The sequence below is a fragment of the Parafrankia soli genome (assembly GCF_001854695.1).
Classification (GTDB): domain Bacteria; phylum Actinomycetota; class Actinomycetes; order Frankiales; family Frankiaceae; genus Parafrankia; species Parafrankia soli.
In genome coordinates this window covers 20,019-37,542 of record NZ_MAXA01000231.1, presented here as the reverse complement: position 1 = coordinate 37,542, position 17,524 = coordinate 20,019, and the positions used below count along the sequence as shown (strand labels likewise).

Sequence of the window (17,524 nt, the reverse complement as noted above, 5' to 3'; positions counted from 1 at the left end):
GACCCACTCGTAAGGTGGGCCTATGAGCCCCGACGAGGCGATGCCGTCCGGCGAGCGGCGCGGCCCCGACGGTGCCTCGGCCGAGAACACCGAGAACACCGAGAACGGCGGGCCCGCCGGCGCGGACGCCGAGCGGGTCGACTCGACGGGTCGGTCCGCGACGGGTCGCCGGGCACGGGGTTCCCTCGAAACGGAGATCGTCGACATCCTGGCCCAGTCCGGCGGCGCGCTGTCGCCCGCCCAGGTACGCGCGCGGCTTCCCGGGTCGATCCCGCTCTCCTACAGCACCGTTGTCACGATCCTGACCAGGTTGCACGCCAAAGGCCTGGTCACGCGACACCGCGACGGCCGTGCGTACCGCTACGCCGCGGGCGACCCGGCCGCCGCCGCCGCCCGGCGGATGACACGGCTGCTGGACGACCAGGCCGATCACCGGGTGGCCCTGGCTCACTTCCTCGCCGCCCTCTCCCCCGGCGACGAGGCGTTGCTGCGATCCCTGATCACCGAGTCCGATGAGTGATCATCTCCTCGGGTCGGTGCTCGTCGCCCCCCTGCTGACAATGCTGGTCATCCGCGCGCTGGTGGATCTGCTGTGGCCGCGGACGGCGGTCGTCGCCTGCACCGTCGCGGCGGTGCTGGTCGCCGCGGCCAGCATGATCAGTCTCGCGGCGCTCGCGGCTCCGGCCGCGGTCGAGCTCTGGGCCCTGGTGGTCGGCACCGGGCCGGTGACCGACGCCTGGCGGACCGCCGTCACTCCCCGGTGGCTGTCCTGGGCGTCGCTCGTCGCGTTCTGCGCGCAGGTCGGCGCGGTCGGGGCGACGGTACGCCGGCAACGGCTCGGGCTTCGGTCGGCACGCGCGCAGGCCGCGGCGCTGCCCGGTGCCGCCGAGGTCGTCGTGGTGCCCGACGACCGGGTGGACGCGTTCGCCCTACCCGGATCACCGGGTCGGATCGTCGTGACCAGCGGCATGATGTCGGCGCTCACCGCCGAGCAACGAGAGATCGTCATCGCGCACGAACGCGCCCACCTGGCAGCCCGCCATCACCGTTTCAGCTTCGCCGCGCGGCTCGCCGCCGCCGCGCATCCGGGCCTGCGCGCGGTCGCGCCGACCCTCGAGTACGCCGTCGAACGCTGGGCGGACGAGGACGCCGCCCGGGTGGTCCGGGACCGCCGCGTCGTGGCCCGCGCGATCAGCACAGCCGCGTTGCTGACGACCTCACCCCACGCCGTGTGCGGCACGACCACCCTGCACATCGGCAGTTTCCGCCGCGATCCCGGCCGCCGCCGCCGAGTCGTCGGCGGCCGGTACGGGGCACCGGTCAGCGCCCGACGACGACGGCTGCCGTCCGGGTCCGGCCCGGTCCCGCGCCGCGTGGCCGCGCTGCTGGTGCCGCCGCCCGGGAACCGGCTCAACCGGATTGCGCTGTCCGTGCTCCCGGCGGCGCTTGCCGCCGCGTCCTGCGGTCTGGCGATCGAGGCGCTGGTCGACCTTCCCCTCCCGTTCGCCTTCACGAACAGGGACTGCTGACCCTCACCCACCCCGGGCCGCGGCCGGTTGCCGCCCGTGAACGCGCTGGTCAGCGGGGCCCAGGCGAGCCTTTGCGTGGCATATGTGAACCGCGCCACAGTCATCAGGTTTAAGGTAAGGCTCCGCTAAGTTCTACAAACATCGTAGAAGTTGCGCCGGGCCCGGTCGCGCTGCCAGCACGTCTCACAGAGAGGGACTTCCGCCGTGCCTGATGTCCGCGCGAGCACCCCCGACGACGCGCCGCACGCCCACCGGCACCCGCGGCGGCGCGCACGCCACGCACGCCACGCACGCCGCAGAGCGCAGTCCGGGTTCGCACTGGCGGCGCTCGTCACCGCCCTCACCGTCCTCACCGCCTGCGGCGACGACGGCGGCTCCGCGGCCGAGGGCTCCCTCACCCTGTACAGCGGCCGGAACGAGGATCTGATCGCGCCGCTGCTCGAGCGGTTCACCGCCGACACCGGCATCGACGTCGAGGCCCGGTACGGCAACACCGCGCAGATGGCGGCCCAGCTCCTGGAGGAGGGCGACCGGTCACCAGCCGACGTCTTCCTCGCCCAGGATGCCGGCGCGCTCGGCGCGGTGGCCAAGGAGGGCCTGTTCACGCGGCTGCCCGCGGCAAGCCTGGACGCGGTGCCGGCGGGCTTCCGATCCGCGGGCGGCGAATGGGTGGGGGTGACCGCGCGATCCCGGGTCCTCGTCTACAACGCGGACGCGGTGGCCGAGACGGACCTGCCGGCGTCGGTGTTCGAGCTCACCGAGCCCCGGTGGAGCGGGCGGGTCGGCGTGGTGCCGACCAACGCCTCGTTCCAGGCTTTCGTCACCGCGATGACCGTTGTGGACGGCGAGGAGCGCACCCGCGAGTTCCTCGCCGGGCTCGCGGACAACGAGCCACAGATCCGCGACAGCAACCTCGCGGTTCTCGAGGAGGTCGACGCCGGCACGCTCGACGTCGGCCTGATCAACCACTACTACGTGGGCGAGCTGGCGGCCGAGCGCGGCGTCGCGCCGGACAGGCTCGACGCCCGGCTGCACTTCTTCCCCGGCGGTGACATCGGCGCGCTGGTCAACGTCGCCGGGGTCGGGGTCCTCACCACCGCCGCCGACGACCCCGAGGCGCAGGCGTTCGTCGACTACCTGCTCGGCCCGGACGCCCAGACGTACTTCGCCGAGCAGACCTTCGAGTACCCCGTGGTCGACGGGGTGGCCGGCCCGTCCGGGCTGCCCGCGCTGGCCGAGCTGACCACGCCGGACGTCGACCTCAACGACCTCGATGGTCTCGAGGGCACGATCGCCCTCATCCAGGCGTCGGGGTTGACACCCTGAGCGCCGTGTCGCGGGCCCTCCCGCTGTCCCGGTTGTCGCCGCCCCGTCGTCCGCTGCTGTCGCTGGCGGCCCTCGGCGCCGCGGCGGTCACCGCCATACCGCTCTGCTACCTGCTGGTCCGGGCGCTCACGCCGGGCTGGGCGGGGTGGGCCGAGACGGTGCTGACCACACGCGTCGCGGAGCTGACCGCACGCAGCCTGGCACTGGCCGCGGTGGTCACCGCCGCCTGCGTGGTACTCGGGGTCGGCTCGGGCTTCGCCGTCACGCGCACGGACCTCCCCGCCAGGCGGGCGTTCGCCGTCCTGGCGGCGCTCCCGCTCGCGGTGCCGACCTACATCGCCGCCTTCACCTGGGTGTCGACGTTCCGGGGGATGGAGGGTTTCTGGCCGGCGGCGCTCGTGCTGACACTCTGCTGTTACCCGTATGTGTTCCTGCCGGTGACCGCGGCGCTGGTCGGGGCGGACCCGGCGCAGGAGGAGGTGTCGGCGTCGCTCGGACGCGGACCGCTGCGCACCGGTGTCGCGGTGACACTCGGGCAGATCCGCCCGGCGATCGGCGCCGGCGCGCTGCTGGTGGCACTGTATGTGCTCTCCGACTTCGGGGCCGTGTCCATCCTGCGGACCGACACGTTCACCCGCGCGGTGTTCGTGACGTTCGACCTCGGCTTCGACCGGACCGGCGCCGTGCTGCTCTCCACGGCCCTCGTCCTGCTGACCGTGGTCGTCCTGTCGGCGGAGAGCGTGACGCGCACGAGGCACGCCCGCTACACCCGGCTCGGGTCGGGGGCCCGGCGGCCGCACCCGCGGCTGCGCCTGGGCCGGGCCCGGCTCCCGGTCGCCGCCGCGATGGCCGGGCTCTGCGCACTCTCGCTGGGTCTGCCGGCGGTGAATCTCGCCCGGCGCCTGGCGGCCGGCGTGTCGGAGCCGGGCACGCTCGGTGAGGTCGCCCGCGCGACGGGGGCGACGCTGTGGCTGGCCGGCACGGGCGCCGCGCTGACCACCGTTCTCGCGCTGCCGGTCGGTCTCCTCGCGGTCCGCTCACCCGGGCGGCTGGCGGCCCTGCTCGAACGGCTGACCTACCTCTCGCACGCGCTGCCCGGCGTCGTGATCGGCCTCTCCCTGGTCTTCTTCGGGATCAACGTCGCCTACCCGCTGTACCAGAGCACGTGGCTGCTCGCCCTCGGCTATGCGGCCCTGTTCATGCCGCTCGCCGTCGCGGGGATCGCCGCGGCGGCCGCGCAGGCCCCGGCGGTCCTCGAGGAGGTCGCCTCCTCGCTGGGCAGACGCCCGCTTGGCGTCCTACGGACGGTGACGCTGCCCCTGATGATCCCCGGGGTGGCGTCGGGCGCCGCCCTGGTGTTCATCGCCTGCGTCAAGGAGCTGCCGGCGACGCTGCTCCTGCGGCCCACCGGCATGGACACCCTGGCCACCGAGCTGTGGACGCAGGCAAGCGTCGCCGCCTACGCCGCGGCGACCCCGTACGCGGCGTTGCTGCTGGTGGTCTCCGCCGGTCCGGCATGGCTGCTCGCCCGCCGCACCGGAGTACTGGCCGAGTCCGGCGCACAGGTGTCCCGGTGAGCCGCGCGGGGACGGGCGGGGACCCGCCCGCGCTGCTGGTGCGGGGCGCGGTGCGCAGCTTCGGATCGGTCCGCGCACTCGACGGCCTCGATCTCGTCGTGCCGGCGGGCTCGCTGCTCGCGGTACTCGGCCCGTCCGGCTGCGGGAAGACGACGCTGCTGAGGGCCGTCGCCGGCTTCGAACGCCTCGACGCGGGCGAGATCAGCGTGCGGGGCCGGACCGTCGCCGGACCCGGCGTCCACGAGCCGCCACACCACCGGCGCGCCGCCGTCGTGCCCCAGGAGGGAGCCCTGTTCCCGCACCTCGACGTGGCGCGGAACGTGGGATACGGCCTGGACCACGCCACCCGCCGGTCCGGACGGGTCGCCGAGGTGCTGGCGCTGGTGGGGCTCGAGGGCTACGGCCACCGCATGCCGCACCAGCTCTCCGGCGGGCAGCAGCAGCGGGTCGCGATCGCCCGCGCCCTCGCCCCCCGGCCGGCGCTGATCCTGCTGGACGAACCGTTCACGGCGTTGGACGCGGGTCTGCGGGCGACGCTGCGCCGCGAGGTCCGGGAGGCGCTGCTCGCCGACGGCACCACCGCCATCCTGGTGACCCACGATCAGGACGAGGCGCTCAGCATGGCCGACCTGGTGGCGGTGCAGCGGGCGGGGCGGATCGTCCAGGTCGACGCGCCGCACCGGGTCTACTCGATGCCGGCCGACCCGTGGGTGGCGGGCTTCGTGGGCGAGGCCGCGCTGGTCCGGGGCTGGCTCGGCGACGGCGAGGTCCGCACACCCCTGGGCACGGTGCCCGTCACCGGGACGGACGTCGACCTCACCGACCCCGCTCCTGGGCCGGTGCCGGTGACAGTGCTCGTCCGGCCCGAGCAGATCGAACTCGTGCCCGCGGACGCTCACTGCCGGATGACACCGCCCGGCACGGGCGGCGGACAGGAGTCGGGCCGCCTCGCCCGCGTCGTCGCGCGGGACTACCACGGCCACGAGGTGCTGGTCACCCTCGCCGTGCGGGACGAGGACGCCGCCCTCGCGGCCAACGTCCCCGGCCCGGGGGCAGGCAGCGGCACCACCGTCAGCGGCACGGAGCTGCGTGCCCGGGCCCGGGTGGCCGGCGACCGGCCCGCCCTCGAGATCGGAGACCAGGTGATCGCCCGGCTCCGGAACGCCGCGAAGGTCTGGTACGACCCCTCGCGGTGACGATCCGCGGCCGCCCGGCCAGGGGGACGGGCGGCCGCGGATCCCGCGCCGGACGAGCCGGCGCGGGAGGTGGTCTCAGCGCAGCAGGCCGCGCGCCGCCTCGACGATGTGCGGCGTGGAGATGCCGGCGAAGTCCAGCAGCTCGTCCGGGGTACCGGAACCGGGAAGCTCACCGACGGCAAGATGCGCCAGCCGCAGCGAGACGCTGCCGTCGCGCAGGACGCCCGCGAGGCCCTCGAGCACCGCGCCGCCGAGGCCGCCCTCGGCGTAGTGGTCCTCCGCGACGACGAGGCGGCCACCGGTCGCCCGCGCCGCCTCCGCCAGGGTCGCGGTGTCCACCGGCTTGACCGAGTACAGGTCGATCACCCGTGCCGAGACTCCCTCGGCCGCGAGCACGTCGGCCGCGGCCAGGCAGTGGTGCAGGGTGACCCCGGCGCCGATCAGCGTCACGGTGTCGGCGTCGGAGCTGCGCAGCACCTTGGAACCGCCCGGCGCGAACGTCTCGTCCGGGCCGTAGAGCACCGGGTAGGCACCGCGGGTCGTCCGCATGTAGCTGACACCGGAGATCCCGACCATCGCCTCGATCAGCTTGGCCGCGGAGGTCGCGTCGCTCGGGTAGAGCACCGTCGAGCCGCCCACGGCCCGCATCATCGCGAGATCCTCGAGCGCCATCTGGGACGGGCCGTCCGCACCGATCTCCACCCCGGCGTGCGATCCGGCCAGGCGGATGTCGACCTGCGAGATGGCCGCCATCCGGATGAAGTCGTAGGCGCGGGAGAAGAACGCGGCGAACGTGGAGGCGAACGGGACGTACCCGCGCACCGACAGGCCGACCGCGGCCGCGACGAGCTGCTGCTCGGCGATGAAGATCTCGAAGAACCGCTCGGGGTGCGCCTTGGCGAAGTCCTCGGCGTAGGTCGAGTTGCTCACCTCGGCGTCGAGGGCGACGACGTCGGTGTGCGCGCCGACCGCGGCCAGCGCCTGGCCGTAGGCCCGCCTGGTCGCGACCTTGGCGCCCAGCTCGTAGGTGGGGAGCTTGATCGCCGGCTTCTGTGCCGGGGCCGGGCGCGCCATGTCCGCCGGGGGAACCGGGCCGCGCACGCGCAGGTTCCGCTCGCCGCCCAGCTCCGCGATCGCCCGGGCGGCCATGTCCTCGGGCAGCGGCTTGCCGTGCCAGCCGTCGGCGTCGGCGACCTCGGAGAAGCCCTCGCCCTTGCGGGTGCGGGCCAGGATCACCGTGGGCCGGGAGGCGTCCTCGGCGTCGGCGAGCGCGGCGTCGATCGCGCCCAGGTCGTGGCCGTCGATCACGACCGCGCGGGCGCCGAACGCCTCGACCCGGCGGGCGTAGGCGTCCATGTCCCAGCCGAACTCGGTGGGACCGCGCTGGCCGAGACGGTTGACGTCCACGATCGCGATCAGGTTGGACAGGCCGTAGTAGGCGGCCTTGTCCAGCGCCTCCCACATCGAGCCCTCGGCCATCTCGCTGTCGCCGCAGACCACCCAGACCCGGTACGGAACCTTGTCCAGGAACTTGCCGGCCAGCGCGACCCCGACGGCGTCGGGCAGGCCCTGGCCGAGCGATCCGGTCGCCACGTCGACCCAGGGCAGGACCGGGGTCGGGTGGCCCTGCAGGCGGTGCCCGAACCGGCGGTAACCGGTCATGAGCTCGTCGTCGGTGACGACGCCGACCGCCTTGAACATCGAGTAGATCAGGGGCGACGCGTGCCCCTTGGAGAAGATCAGGTGGTCGTTCGCCGGGTCGTCCGGGGTGTCCCAGTCGTAGCGCAGGTGGCGCGTCAGCAGCACCGCCATGACGTCCGCGGCGGACATGGAGGAGGTCGGGTGACCGGATCCGGCCGAGGTGCTGCTGCGCACCGAGTCGACCCGCAGCTGCTGTGCGAGTTCCCGAACCGTCTCCAGGTCGGCGACACCGACCACTTCGGACACGGGAGTTGCCACACCAGCCTCCTTAGTCAGGATTGTGCTGCGCAGATCGGTTGCACGGATGTGTCAAGGGCCGGCCGGCCCGAGCGTTCCGTCGCCTGCCGAAGTACCCTGTCACTCCGCGATCCGAACCGTACCAGCACCTACGGCCCGCCACGCCTGGCGCAATCGCGCCTTCGTCACACCTTCCCGCTCGTCACCCGGCCCGCACGGCCCCGCCGCCACCTGGCGATCGGCCGGGACGCAGGGACTACTGGGCGTGGTCCGCGACGTCCACCCGTCCTGGGCCGACACCACACCGTGGTGATCATCACGCGGCGGGCGCGTCCCGCCGCCCCCCGGTGGGGCACCCGCCCGGGGATCCCCGGGCGGGTCAGACGGCGGGTGTGTGGGCCGCGGACGGCGAGGCCCGATGGAACAGCTGATAGAAGCGGTACCCGATCCCCTCGCGCAGGATGTACCGCATCTGGGTGCCGAACCCGCGGTTGGCCGGGCCCGCCGTCGCCGGCGACGTCACCGCGTCGACGCCGAGGTCGTCGGCGATCGCCCGGGAGCGCAGGCTGTGCCAGCGGTCGGTCACCACCACCGCGGACCGCCACTGCCGGCTGTCCATCAGCCCGGCCACAGCGGTCAGCGACGACAGTGTGTCGACGCCCTGGGGCACCACCAGCACGGCGCTGGACGGGACGCCGTGGTCACGCAGGTAGGACCCGGCGGCCTCGGCCTCGGTGAAGCGGTCCCCCGGCTGGTTGCCGCCCACCGTGATGACCCGTGGCGCGACGCCGGACCGGTAGAGCTCGAGGGCGTGGTCGAGCCGGGCGGCCAGGATGGCGGACGGCCGGCCGTCGTACTGCGAGGCGCCCAGGACGATCAGCGCGTCGGAGGCCCGCCGGTCGTCACCGCGCCCGACCCACCACACCTGCCCGAAGGTCATCACGGACCCGAGCAGCACGATCCCGACGATGATCGCGACGATTCGGGCCGCCCAGCGCCACCAGGGCACCCTGAACCAGGACGCCGAGGGCGGACGGGGCACAAGCCGCCGGAGGGACAGGTCCACGCGATGTCACGTTAGCCGTCCGGGACCAGCCCAAACCTCCCGGGCRCACCTGGGTGCTCCGCAACGCGTACTCAGGTGCCGGTGGGGCCGTCGGCGCCGCCCGGCGCGGCCGGCAGYGGGCCGAGCGCGTCCCAGTCCAGCACCTCGGCGGCGACGTCGCGGATCTCCGCCAGCAGCCCGAGCCGGGCCGCGCGCAGCGCGGGATCGTCGGCCATCACCAGCACCGCGTCGAAGAAGCCGTCGACCGCGTCCGGGAGCTGCCCGGCGGCGGCCACGAAGTCGTCGAGCCCGGGCAGGCGGCCGGCGGTGCGCGCCGCCAGCTGGCGGGACAGCTCGGTGACGGCCTGAGCGAGGCGGTGGTCGGCGGGGTCGACGAGGGCGCTGATCTCGATGCCCGGCGCGACGTCGGCCGGGACGATCCGGCGGACCCGCCCCAGCGCGGCGGCCAGCCGCGCGAACGACGCGGTCTCCACCAGCGGGCGCAGTGCCTGCAGGGTCACCATCGCCTGGCCGGGCCGGCCGGTCAGCGGGCGCAGCGCGCCGACCAGCCGGTGGTCGACGCCGGTGTCGAGCAGGTACTGGGCGAACCGGCCGCGCACGAACGCGTCGGCCTGCTCCAGGGCCGCCTCCGGAACCGGCACCGGGACGAGCTTCGCGGCCTCGGCCAGCATGTCGGCCACGGTGATCCCGGCCAGCTCCGGCCGCTCGGCCAGGATCGCGGTGACGCCCAGCGCGGCGCGGCGCAGACCGAACGGGTCGGAGCTGCCGGTGGGCGCCGCGTCGAGCGCGAACAGCCCGGCAAGCAGGTCGATCCGGTCGGCCAGGGCGAGCAGCGCGCCGGGGACCGTGGCCGGCAGCGTCCCGCCGGCCCGGCGCGGCAGCTCCATCTCGTGGAGCGCGACGGCGACCGCCTCCGGCTCGCCGGCGCGGCGGGCGTACTCGCGGGCCATCGTCCCGGCCAGGCTGGACAGCTCGATCACCATCTGGGTGGCGAGGTCGAACTTGGCCAGCTCGCCGGCGCGGTCCAACGTCCGCCGCTCCGCCGAGGACAGCGCGCCCGCGTCGGAGGTGGCGAGCCGGTCCGCGAACAGGCCGGCCAGCCGCGCGATGCGCTCCGCGCGGTCGGCCACCGACCCGAGCCGCTGCTCGAAGGTCAGCTTCGCCAGCCCCGCGCGGAACGTCTCCAGCGGGACCTTGAGGTCGGCGTCGAAGAAGAACGCCGYGTCCTCGAACCGGGCCCGCACCACCGCCTCGTTGCCCGCGCGGACCAGCGGCACGTCCACCGCGCCGTCCGCGACCGTGACGAAGCAGGGCAGCAGCGCCCCGGCCGTGTCCCGCACCGCCAGGTAGCGCTGGTGCTTGTGCATGACGGTGGTGAGGATCTCGGCAGGCAGGTCGAGGTAACGCGGCTCGAAGGAGCCGAGCACCGGACGCGGGAACTCGACCAGGTTGGTCACCTCGTCGAGGACGTCGGCCTCGGTGTCGAGGTCGATCGTGCCCGCGTGCTCGGCCGCCAGCTTCGCGGCCTCGTCGACGATCAGTTCGCGGCGCGCGGCCGGGTCGAGCAGGACGGAGTTCTCGGCGAGCAGCTCCGGGTAGCCGACGGCGCCGGTCACCTCGATCGGCGGGGACCCGGCACGCCGGTGCCCGCGGGTGGTGGAGCCCGCGGCCAGCGTCGACACCGCGACCGGGACCACCGCCCCGCCCAGCAGCGCCACCACCCAGCGCACCGGACGGCTGAAGGACAGCTCCGGGTCGTTCCAGCGCATGTTCCGCTCGGCGCGCAGCCCGCCCAGGACGGCGCCGAGGACCTCGGCGAGCACCTCCGTCGCGGGACGGCCGGTGTCGGTGCGCACCAGGGCGACGTGCTCCACCCCGCGGTGCTCGACGACCGTCAGGTCCGCCACGTCGCCGCCCTGCCCGCGCACGAAACCCGTCGCGGCCTTCGTCGGCGCGCCCTGGTCGTCGTAGGCGGCGGAGCGGCGCGGGCCGCGCACGACCCGCTCGACGTCGGGCTCACGCGGCGCGACGTCGTCGACGATCGCGACGATGCGCCGCGGGGTGCCCTGCACCCGCAGCTCGCCGTAGGTGAGCCGGGTCGCCGCGAGCCGCTCGACGAGGGCCGCGCGGACGGCGGCCGTCTGGCGGGTCACCTCGGCGGCGGGCAGTTCCTCGGTGCCGATCTCGAACAGCAGGGTGGCCGGCCCCGCCGGCACGGCGGCCGGGTCGACCGGCCGGGCGACGGCCGGGGCCAGGCGCGGCGCCTCCCCCAGCGGGTCGCCGAGCTCGTCGCGCCTGTCCCGCCAGAGCTGGGCGACCTCGCGCGACATGCCGCGCATCTGGGCGAAGGAGGTGGCCCGCTCGGTGGTGGAGACCGCGCCGCGCGAGTCCAGGATGTTGAACGCGTGCGAGCACTTCAGCACGTAAATGTGCGCGGGCACCGGCAGCCGGGCGTCGATGAGGCGGCGCGCCTCTGCGGCGCAGTCGGCGTACATGCGGCGCACCGTGTCGATGTCGGCCTCGTCGAGGTAGTACCGCGACATCTCGTACTCGGCCTGGCCGAACACCTCGCCGTAGGAGACCCCCGGCGCGTAGGCGATCTCGGTGAAGTGCCGGACCTCCTGCAGCACCATCAGGATCCGCTCGATCCCGTAGGTGATCTCGACGCTCACCGGGTCCAGGCTCTGGCCGCCGGCCTGCTGGAAGTAGGTGAACTGGGTGATCTCCTGCCCGTCCAGCCACACCTCCCAGCCCAGCCCCCAGGCGCCGAGCGCCGGCGAGGCCCAGTTGTCCTCCACGAAGCGGACGTCGTGCGCCGCGGTGTCGATGCCCAGGGCCTGCAGGCTGCCCAGGTAGAGCTCCTGCGGGTTGCCCGGGTCGGGCTTGAGGACGACCTGGAACTGGGTGTGGGTCTGCAGCCGGTTCGGGTTGAAGCCGTAGCGGGAGTCGTCCGGGCGCACCGAGGGCTCGACGTAGGCCACCCGCCACGGCTCGCCGCCGAGCACCCGCAGGATGGTCGCCGGGTTGTGCGTACCGGCGCCGACCTCGGTGTTGAACGGCTGCACGATCATGCAGCCGCGCTCGGTCCAGTAGCGGGTCAACGTCAGCAGGGCGTCCTGCATGGTCAGCATCGGGTTCAGCCTCGGCAGCTCGGTTTCGGCGACTCGGTCTCGGCCACTCACAGCCGAGGCTACCGGGTGGCGGCGCCGCTACCCGTAGCCCGCGTGGCGTGCGCCGGGCGTGGTTAGCCCTCCCGGCGCCCGCCGGGCGCAGCTACGGCGGCGTCCGGCGCCAGCGCGGACCCGTGCGAGCGCGCCGCGCCGTCGGCCTCCCGTTCGTGCAGCACCTCGAAGGCGCCGGGCGCGTCCTGAGCCCAGGCCAGCAGCGGTGTCAGCTCGCACCGCACGGCGAAGGCGGACAGCGCCCGCCGCCAGGCCCCGGGCCCCGCCCACTCCGTCACCAGCAGCCAGGCCACCGGCTCGTCGACGGCGCGGCCGAGCCGGGCCGAGCGGAACCCGCGCTGGCCGGCGAGCGCCGCCACCACCCGCTCCCCGGCCGCGGCGAAGTCGACCTGGGCCGGCTCGGGCACCTCGAAGCGCAGGACCGCCACCACCGGAGCCCCCGTCTGGTCGCGGTCAGGCACGGTTGGTGATGATCCCGCCGTAGCGCCGGTCACGACGGGCGTACTCCTCACAGGCCAGCCACAGATCCCGGCGGTCGAAGTCAGGCCACAGAGTGGGCACGAAGGAGAACTCGGCGTACGCGGCCTGCCAGAGCAGGAAGTTACTCAGCCGCTGCTCGCCGGACGTCCGGATGAGCAGGTCRACGTCCGGCATGTCGGGCTCGTCGAGATACCGGGCGACGGTCTCCTCGTTGACGCGCTCCGGGCGCAGCAGGCCGGCCCGCACGTCCCGGGCGATCGCCGCCGCGGCGTCCGCCAGCTCGGCCCGCCCGCCGTAGTTCACGCACATCACGAGCGTGAGCCGGTCGTTGTCCCGGGTGCGCTGCTCCGCCGACTCCAGCCGCCGGATCACGTTGCCCCACAGCCGGGGACGGCGGCCCGCCCAGYGGACCCGGACTCCGAGCTCGTCCATGTCGTCGATACGGCGACCGAACACGCCGTCGGTGAACCGCATCAGGAACGCGACCTCGTCCGGCGAGCGCTTCCAGTTCTCCGTGGAGAACGCGTACACCGACAGCCAGCGCACCCCCATCTCGATGGCGCCCTCGACGCAGTCGAACAGCGCCTCCTCACCCGCCTCGTGCCCCTTGGTACGGGGCAGGCCGCGCAGCTTCGCCCAGCGCCCGTTTCCGTCCATGACGATCCCGACATGCTGCGGGACCAGGGCCGGCGGCAACGGCGGTGGCTGCGCTCCGGACGGATGAGGACGCGGATCGCGGAACCGCCGGCCCACCTCTTCACGCAGGCTCACAGCCGACATCCTCTCGTTCGGGCCGACGGCACGGCGACCGACCTCCGCCCCGGTGGGGCGCTCACCCCCATGGTCCGAACCGGCTGGCCCGCGCACACCCGGACCGCCGGTCTCGCAGCACACATCCCGTCCCCGCTCCTCACACGGTCCCCTCACGCCCGCCGCGCACTGCCGTGCCCGGCCAGGGCCCCCGCCCTCGGCCACGTGTCCTCCGGCCGCCCATGCCCGTGGCCCTCACGTCCGTTCGAGATGCGGAAGGGCGCGCAGCGCCCGCTCGAGATGCCACTGCAGGTAGGCGGCCACGATGCCGCCGGCCTCCCGCCGGACGCGGGCATCGCTCGCCTCGGCGCCGTCCCAGTCACCGTGCAGGAGGTCGGCAAGCAGCCGCACCGCGGCCGGAGACGTCGACGCCGCACCCCGCGGTCGACATTCCGGGCACACTACGCCGCCGCCGGGAACGGACAGCGAGTGGTGCGGCCCCGGCTCCCCACACAGGGCGCACTCGTCGAGGGCCATGCCGTACCCCGAGACCGCCAGGGAACGCAGCAGGAAGGCGTCCAGGACCAGCGACGGCGGACGCTCACCGCCCGCCAGGGTACGCAGGCCGCCGACGAGCAGCAGGAACAGCCGTAGGGCAGGCTGGCGTTCTTCGCTGGTCAGGCGCTCGGCCGTCTCCAGCATCACCGCGGCCGCCGTGTACCGCGCGTATTCCTGCGCGATCGTCGCACCGTAGGCACCGAGAATGTCCGCCTGGGTCACCGTGTCCAGCGACCGACCCTCGTGCAGTTGGAGGTCGACGTGGGTGCCGGGCTCCAGCCGGGCACCGAACCGCGAGGACGTCCGCCGCACCCCCCGGGCCACCGCGCGGACCCGGCCGTTACGCCGGGTGAGCATCGTGACGACGCGGTCGGCCTCGGCGAAGGGCGCCGTCCTCAGGACGACGCCTTCATCGCGATACACCGGCACGTTCCCATGGTTGCACGCCCGTCCCCCCGAACAGGTGGGCCGCCGCCCGCAGGGCACGACGAGACGGACCCGGCGGCGGCAGACCGCTGGCGCGGCGTTGGGCGGGGATTCCGGCGACCACCGCCGCCGCGATCGCCATCATGTGTGGGTGCGGGTTGTTCGGCGGACGGCGCGAGGCATCATCATTGACGAGAACGGGCGGCTGGTGCTGTTCCGCAGAACCTTCCCCAAGCGCAAGCCGTACTGGTCCACCCCGGGCGGCGGCGTGGACCCCGAGGACGCCTCGGTGGAGGACGCGCTGCACCGCGAACTCGCCGAGGAGCTCGGCGCCGTGGTGGACCGGGTCCAGCAGGTCTACGTGACCGCCGCGCCCCGCGGCGAGGGGATGAACCTGCAGCACTTCTTCGTCTGCCGGCTCGTCTCGATGGACCTGGACCGGCGTACCGGCGCCGAGTTCGGCAACCCGGCCAAGGGCCGCTACGCCGTCGAGCGGATCGACCTGCGCGGCAAGAAGCTCGCCCGCTACGACCTCCAGCCGGCCGCGGTGAAGGACTACATCGTGGCCAACAGACAGGCCCTGCTGGCCACCGCGCTCAGCGGTGACGACCCGCCGCTGATGCGGGCCGACGCGCCGGCGCCGGAGCCGGAGCCGGAGCCGGAGCCGGAGCCCGCCCGGCCGTCGATGCCGCCCATCCTCGAGATCGTGGACGGCGAGATCGTCGGCGCCCCGGCGGGCCGGACCACCGACGAGCGGTCGCCGGCCCGGCGCTGGTGGGACCGCCTGCGGCGCCGGCTGCCGACACCGTCGTGACACCCACGGCCATGACGCTCCGCGCAGTGACGCTCAGAAGCCCAGCCGGCGCAGCTGCTTCGGGTCCCGCTGCCAGTCCTTGGCAACCTTGACGTGCAGGTCCAGGTAGATCGGGGTGCCCAGCAGCGCCTCGATCTGCGTCCGGGCCCGGGTGCCGACGTCGCGCAGCCGGGAGCCGCCGGCGCCGATGACGATCGCCTTCTGGCTCGGCCGCTCCACGTACACGTTCACGTGGACGTCGAGCAGCGGCCTGTCCTCCGGGCGGTTCTCCCGCGGGATCATCTCCTCGACCACCACGGCCAGTGAGTGCGGCAGCTCGTCACGCACCCCCTCCAGCGCCGCCTCGCGGATCAGCTCGGCGACCATGACCTGCTCGGGCTCGTCGGTCAGCTCCCCGTCGGGGTAGAGCCGCGGGCCCTCGGGCAGACGGGAGACGAGCACGTCGGCCAGCGTGCCGACCTGGAAGGACGACACCGCGCTCACCGGCACGATGTCGGCGAAGTCGCCGAGCCCGGAGACCTCGAGCAGCCGGGCGCCGACGCGGTCCGGGTCGCCGACCGCGTCGACCTTGGTCAGGATCGCCACCACCGGGGTGCGCCCCGCCATCCGGCCCAGCTCGTCGGCGATGAAGCGGTCGCCGCGGCCGAGGGGCTCGTCGGCGGGCATGCAGAAGCCGATCACGTCGACCTCGGACAGCGTCGTGCGGACGACGTCGTTGAGCCGCTGGCCGAGCAGGGTGCGCGGACGGTGCAACCCCGGGGTGTCGACCAGGATGAGCTGCGCGTCGGGGCGGTTGATGATGCCCCGGATGGCGTGGCGGGTCGTCTGCGGCCGCCCGGAGGTGATCGCCACCTTCGTCCCCACCAGGGCGTTCGTCAGCGTCGACTTGCCCGCGTTGGGCCGCCCCACCAGGCAGGCGAACCCCGACCGGAAGTCCGTCGCCGGGTCGGCGAGCTCGATGTCCACTAGCTCGTCACCCGGCTGTGAGCGACGCCGTCGGGACCGGCGAGGTAGACGGGCACCCCGGCGCCGAACTCGGCGAGCATCGCCAAGTCGTCGCCGGCGGCCTCGCCCGCCTCGGTCACCACGGCCGCGGCCTCGAAGCGGCGGGCGCCGCTGGAGGCCGCCGCCACGACCGCGGCACGCAGCGCCGACGTGGCCAGCTCGGGCCGGGTGTGGGAGACAGTCGCGGCGGCGTACGTCCGGCCGTCGGTGTCGCGCACCGCCGCGCCCTCGGCCGGCTGGCCCGCGGACGTGTACGCGCGCAGCCGGGCGGACCGAGCCAGCACCACCAGCTTCGCGTCCTCGGCCTCAAGGACGAGGCCGGCCGGCGGGGTGGGAGACGTCACGATGTCACCTTTCTGCTCGCTGGGCCCGGCGGGTCGCCCCGCTCCGCGCCGGTGCGCGGTGCCGGGGACAGCCGGTGGACGACGACGGTGCCGATCTGGTTGCGCCGCCCGGCCGCGCGCTCCGCCGACAGCCGCAGGCCGGCGACGTCCGCCGTCGCGCCGGGGATGGGCACCCGGCCCAGCGCGTTCGCGAGCAGCCCGCCGACGGTCTCGACGTCCTGCGCTCCGGGCAGCTCCTCAACGCCGAACAGGTCCGCGAGGTCGTCGACGTCGAGCCGCGCCGTCACCCGGGCGGTGTCGTCGTCGAGCCACTCGACCGGCGGCGCGGCGCTGTCGTACTCGTCCGTGATCTCACCGACGATCTCCTCGAGGACGTCCTCGATGGTCACCAGGCCGGCCGTGCCGCCGTACTCGTCGATGACGACGGCCATGTGGGTGCGCGACGCCTGCATCTCGCGCAGCAGGTCGTCGGCGGGCTTGCTCTCCGGGACGAGCACGGGTGGGCGCATGACCTCCGCGACCCGGCTGCTCTCCCGGCCCTCCCGCTCCCAGCCGACCATGTCCTTGAGGAAGCCGATGCCGACGACGTCGTCGATGCTCTCGCCGATCACCGGGATGCGGGAGAAGCCGCTGCGCAGCGCCAGCGAGATCGCCTGCCGGACGGTCTTGTCGGACTCGATGAAGACCATGTCGGGCCGCGGCACCATCACCTCGCGGACGAGCGTGTCACCCAGCTCGAACACCGAGGCGATCATGTCGCGCTCCTCGGGCTCGATGACCTCGTTCTCCTCGGCGAGGTCGACGAGGTCGCGCAGCTCCGCCTCCGAGGCGAACGGGCCGTCCCGGTAGCCGGGGCCGGGCGTCACCGCGTTGCCGAAGGCGATCAGCAGGCGGGGCAGCGGGCCGAAGACCTTCGCGAGCCGGATGGTCAGCCCGGCGGTGGCCAGCGACACCGCCGGGGCGTGCTGGCGGCCGAGCGTCCGGAACATCACGCCGACGAGGATGTAGGCGACGAGCGTCGACACCAGGGCCCCCAGCCCGACGGCGGCGAACCCGGAGCCGTAGGCGTGCACGGCCAGGACGGTGATGCAGGCCGCCGCGGCCATCTCGCCGGCGATCCGCAGCAGCAGCAACAACGCCAGGTAGCGCCCGGGGTCGGCGACGACCCGGGCGAGGTTCGCCGCCCCCGCCTTGCCCTGCCGGGCGAACTCGTCGACGCTGACCCGGGAGACCCTGGTCAGCGCCGCGTCCACCGCGCCCAGGCCCGCTGCGGCGAGCGCGGTCACCGCGGCGATGAAGACGAGGAGAAGATCACCGGAGTCCATGGCGGCCC

15 protein-coding genes are annotated in these 17,524 nt (G+C 74.2%); 6 read left to right on the top strand and 9 right to left on the bottom strand.

The genetic code is table 11. From position 1 onward, the window contains the following. Positions 1-22: 22 nt before the first annotated feature. From BBK14_RS23015 to BBK14_RS22995, 5 genes are all read left to right on the top strand, one after another. Complete coding sequence (locus BBK14_RS23015; protein WP_241831772.1) at positions 23-520, top strand: BlaI/MecI/CopY family transcriptional regulator; 498 nt, start codon at positions 23-25, stop codon at positions 518-520. Beyond that, positions 513-1,529, top strand: a complete 1,017-nt coding sequence (locus BBK14_RS23010; RefSeq protein WP_071065344.1) for a M48 family metalloprotease — start codon at positions 513-515, stop codon at positions 1,527-1,529. The genes BBK14_RS23015 and BBK14_RS23010 overlap by 8 nt, the downstream gene beginning before the upstream one ends. 204 nt (positions 1,530-1,733) lie before the next feature. Continuing rightward, complete coding sequence (locus tag BBK14_RS23005) at positions 1,734-2,855, top strand: iron ABC transporter substrate-binding protein (protein WP_241831771.1); 1,122 nt, start codon at positions 1,734-1,736, stop codon at positions 2,853-2,855. Between the two features lie 5 nt (positions 2,856-2,860). Next, on the top strand, positions 2,861-4,432 hold the full coding sequence (locus BBK14_RS41390) for an ABC transporter permease (protein WP_275078508.1): 1,572 nt from the start codon (positions 2,861-2,863) through the stop codon (positions 4,430-4,432). Next, complete coding sequence (locus BBK14_RS22995) at positions 4,429-5,628, top strand: ABC transporter ATP-binding protein (RefSeq protein ID WP_071065343.1); 1,200 nt, start codon at positions 4,429-4,431, stop codon at positions 5,626-5,628. Before BBK14_RS41390 ends, BBK14_RS22995 begins: the two co-directional genes overlap by 4 nt. A 75-nt stretch (positions 5,629-5,703) precedes the next feature. Here the strand turns inward: BBK14_RS22995 and BBK14_RS22990 are convergent, their stop codons facing one another. The 6 genes from BBK14_RS22990 to recO all read right to left on the bottom strand — a co-directional run bounded on the left by BBK14_RS22990 (position 5,704) and on the right by recO (position 14,025). Next, a complete protein-coding gene (locus BBK14_RS22990; RefSeq protein ID WP_071065342.1) occupies positions 5,704-7,587 on the bottom strand; it encodes a transketolase in 1,884 nt (627 codons plus the stop codon). Between the two features lie 358 nt (positions 7,588-7,945). Beyond that, entirely contained in the window at positions 7,946-8,632 is a 687-nt protein-coding gene (locus BBK14_RS22985; protein WP_071065341.1) for a YdcF family protein, read from the bottom strand. A gap of 71 nt (positions 8,633-8,703) precedes the next feature. Continuing rightward, positions 8,704-11,763 carry a glycine--tRNA ligase gene (locus BBK14_RS22980; RefSeq protein ID WP_071065359.1) on the bottom strand — a complete coding sequence of 1,020 codons (3,060 nt, stop codon included), beginning with the start codon at positions 11,761-11,763 and terminating at the stop codon, positions 8,704-8,706. 113 nt (positions 11,764-11,876) lie between these two features. After that, positions 11,877-12,275 carry an antibiotic biosynthesis monooxygenase family protein gene (locus tag BBK14_RS22975; RefSeq protein WP_071065340.1) on the bottom strand — a complete coding sequence of 133 codons (399 nt, stop codon included), beginning with the start codon at positions 12,273-12,275 and terminating at the stop codon, positions 11,877-11,879. Continuing rightward, positions 12,268-13,065 (bottom strand): isoprenyl transferase, encoded by a 798-nt coding sequence (locus BBK14_RS22970; protein WP_071065339.1) that lies wholly within the window; start codon positions 13,063-13,065, stop codon positions 12,268-12,270. Before BBK14_RS22970 ends, BBK14_RS22975 begins: the two co-directional genes overlap by 8 nt. A gap of 234 nt (positions 13,066-13,299) precedes the next feature. Next, entirely contained in the window at positions 13,300-14,025 is a 726-nt protein-coding gene (gene recO / locus BBK14_RS22965) for a DNA repair protein RecO (protein ID WP_071065338.1), read from the bottom strand. 154 nt (positions 14,026-14,179) lie between these two features. Between recO and BBK14_RS22960 the strand changes: the two genes are divergently transcribed. After that, positions 14,180-14,842: an NUDIX domain-containing protein gene (locus BBK14_RS22960; protein WP_241831770.1), complete on the top strand. Its 663-nt coding sequence runs from the start codon at positions 14,180-14,182 to the stop codon at positions 14,840-14,842. A gap of 33 nt (positions 14,843-14,875) precedes the next feature. On the opposite strand, the gene era is transcribed toward BBK14_RS22960, so the two are convergent. The 3 genes from era to BBK14_RS22945 are packed head-to-tail and all read right to left on the bottom strand — an operon-like array spanning position 14,876 to position 17,516. Further along, a complete protein-coding gene (gene era / locus BBK14_RS22955) occupies positions 14,876-15,808 on the bottom strand; it encodes a GTPase Era (protein ID WP_020459718.1) in 933 nt (310 codons plus the stop codon). Further along, positions 15,808-16,191, bottom strand: coding sequence for a cytidine deaminase (locus tag BBK14_RS22950; protein ID WP_071065336.1), 384 nt, complete (start codon positions 16,189-16,191; stop codon positions 15,808-15,810). The genes era and BBK14_RS22950 overlap by 1 nt, the downstream gene beginning before the upstream one ends. Further along, a complete protein-coding gene (locus BBK14_RS22945) occupies positions 16,188-17,516 on the bottom strand; it encodes a hemolysin family protein (protein WP_071065335.1) in 1,329 nt (442 codons plus the stop codon). Before BBK14_RS22945 ends, BBK14_RS22950 begins: the two co-directional genes overlap by 4 nt. Between the last annotated feature and the right edge of the window lie 8 nt (positions 17,517-17,524).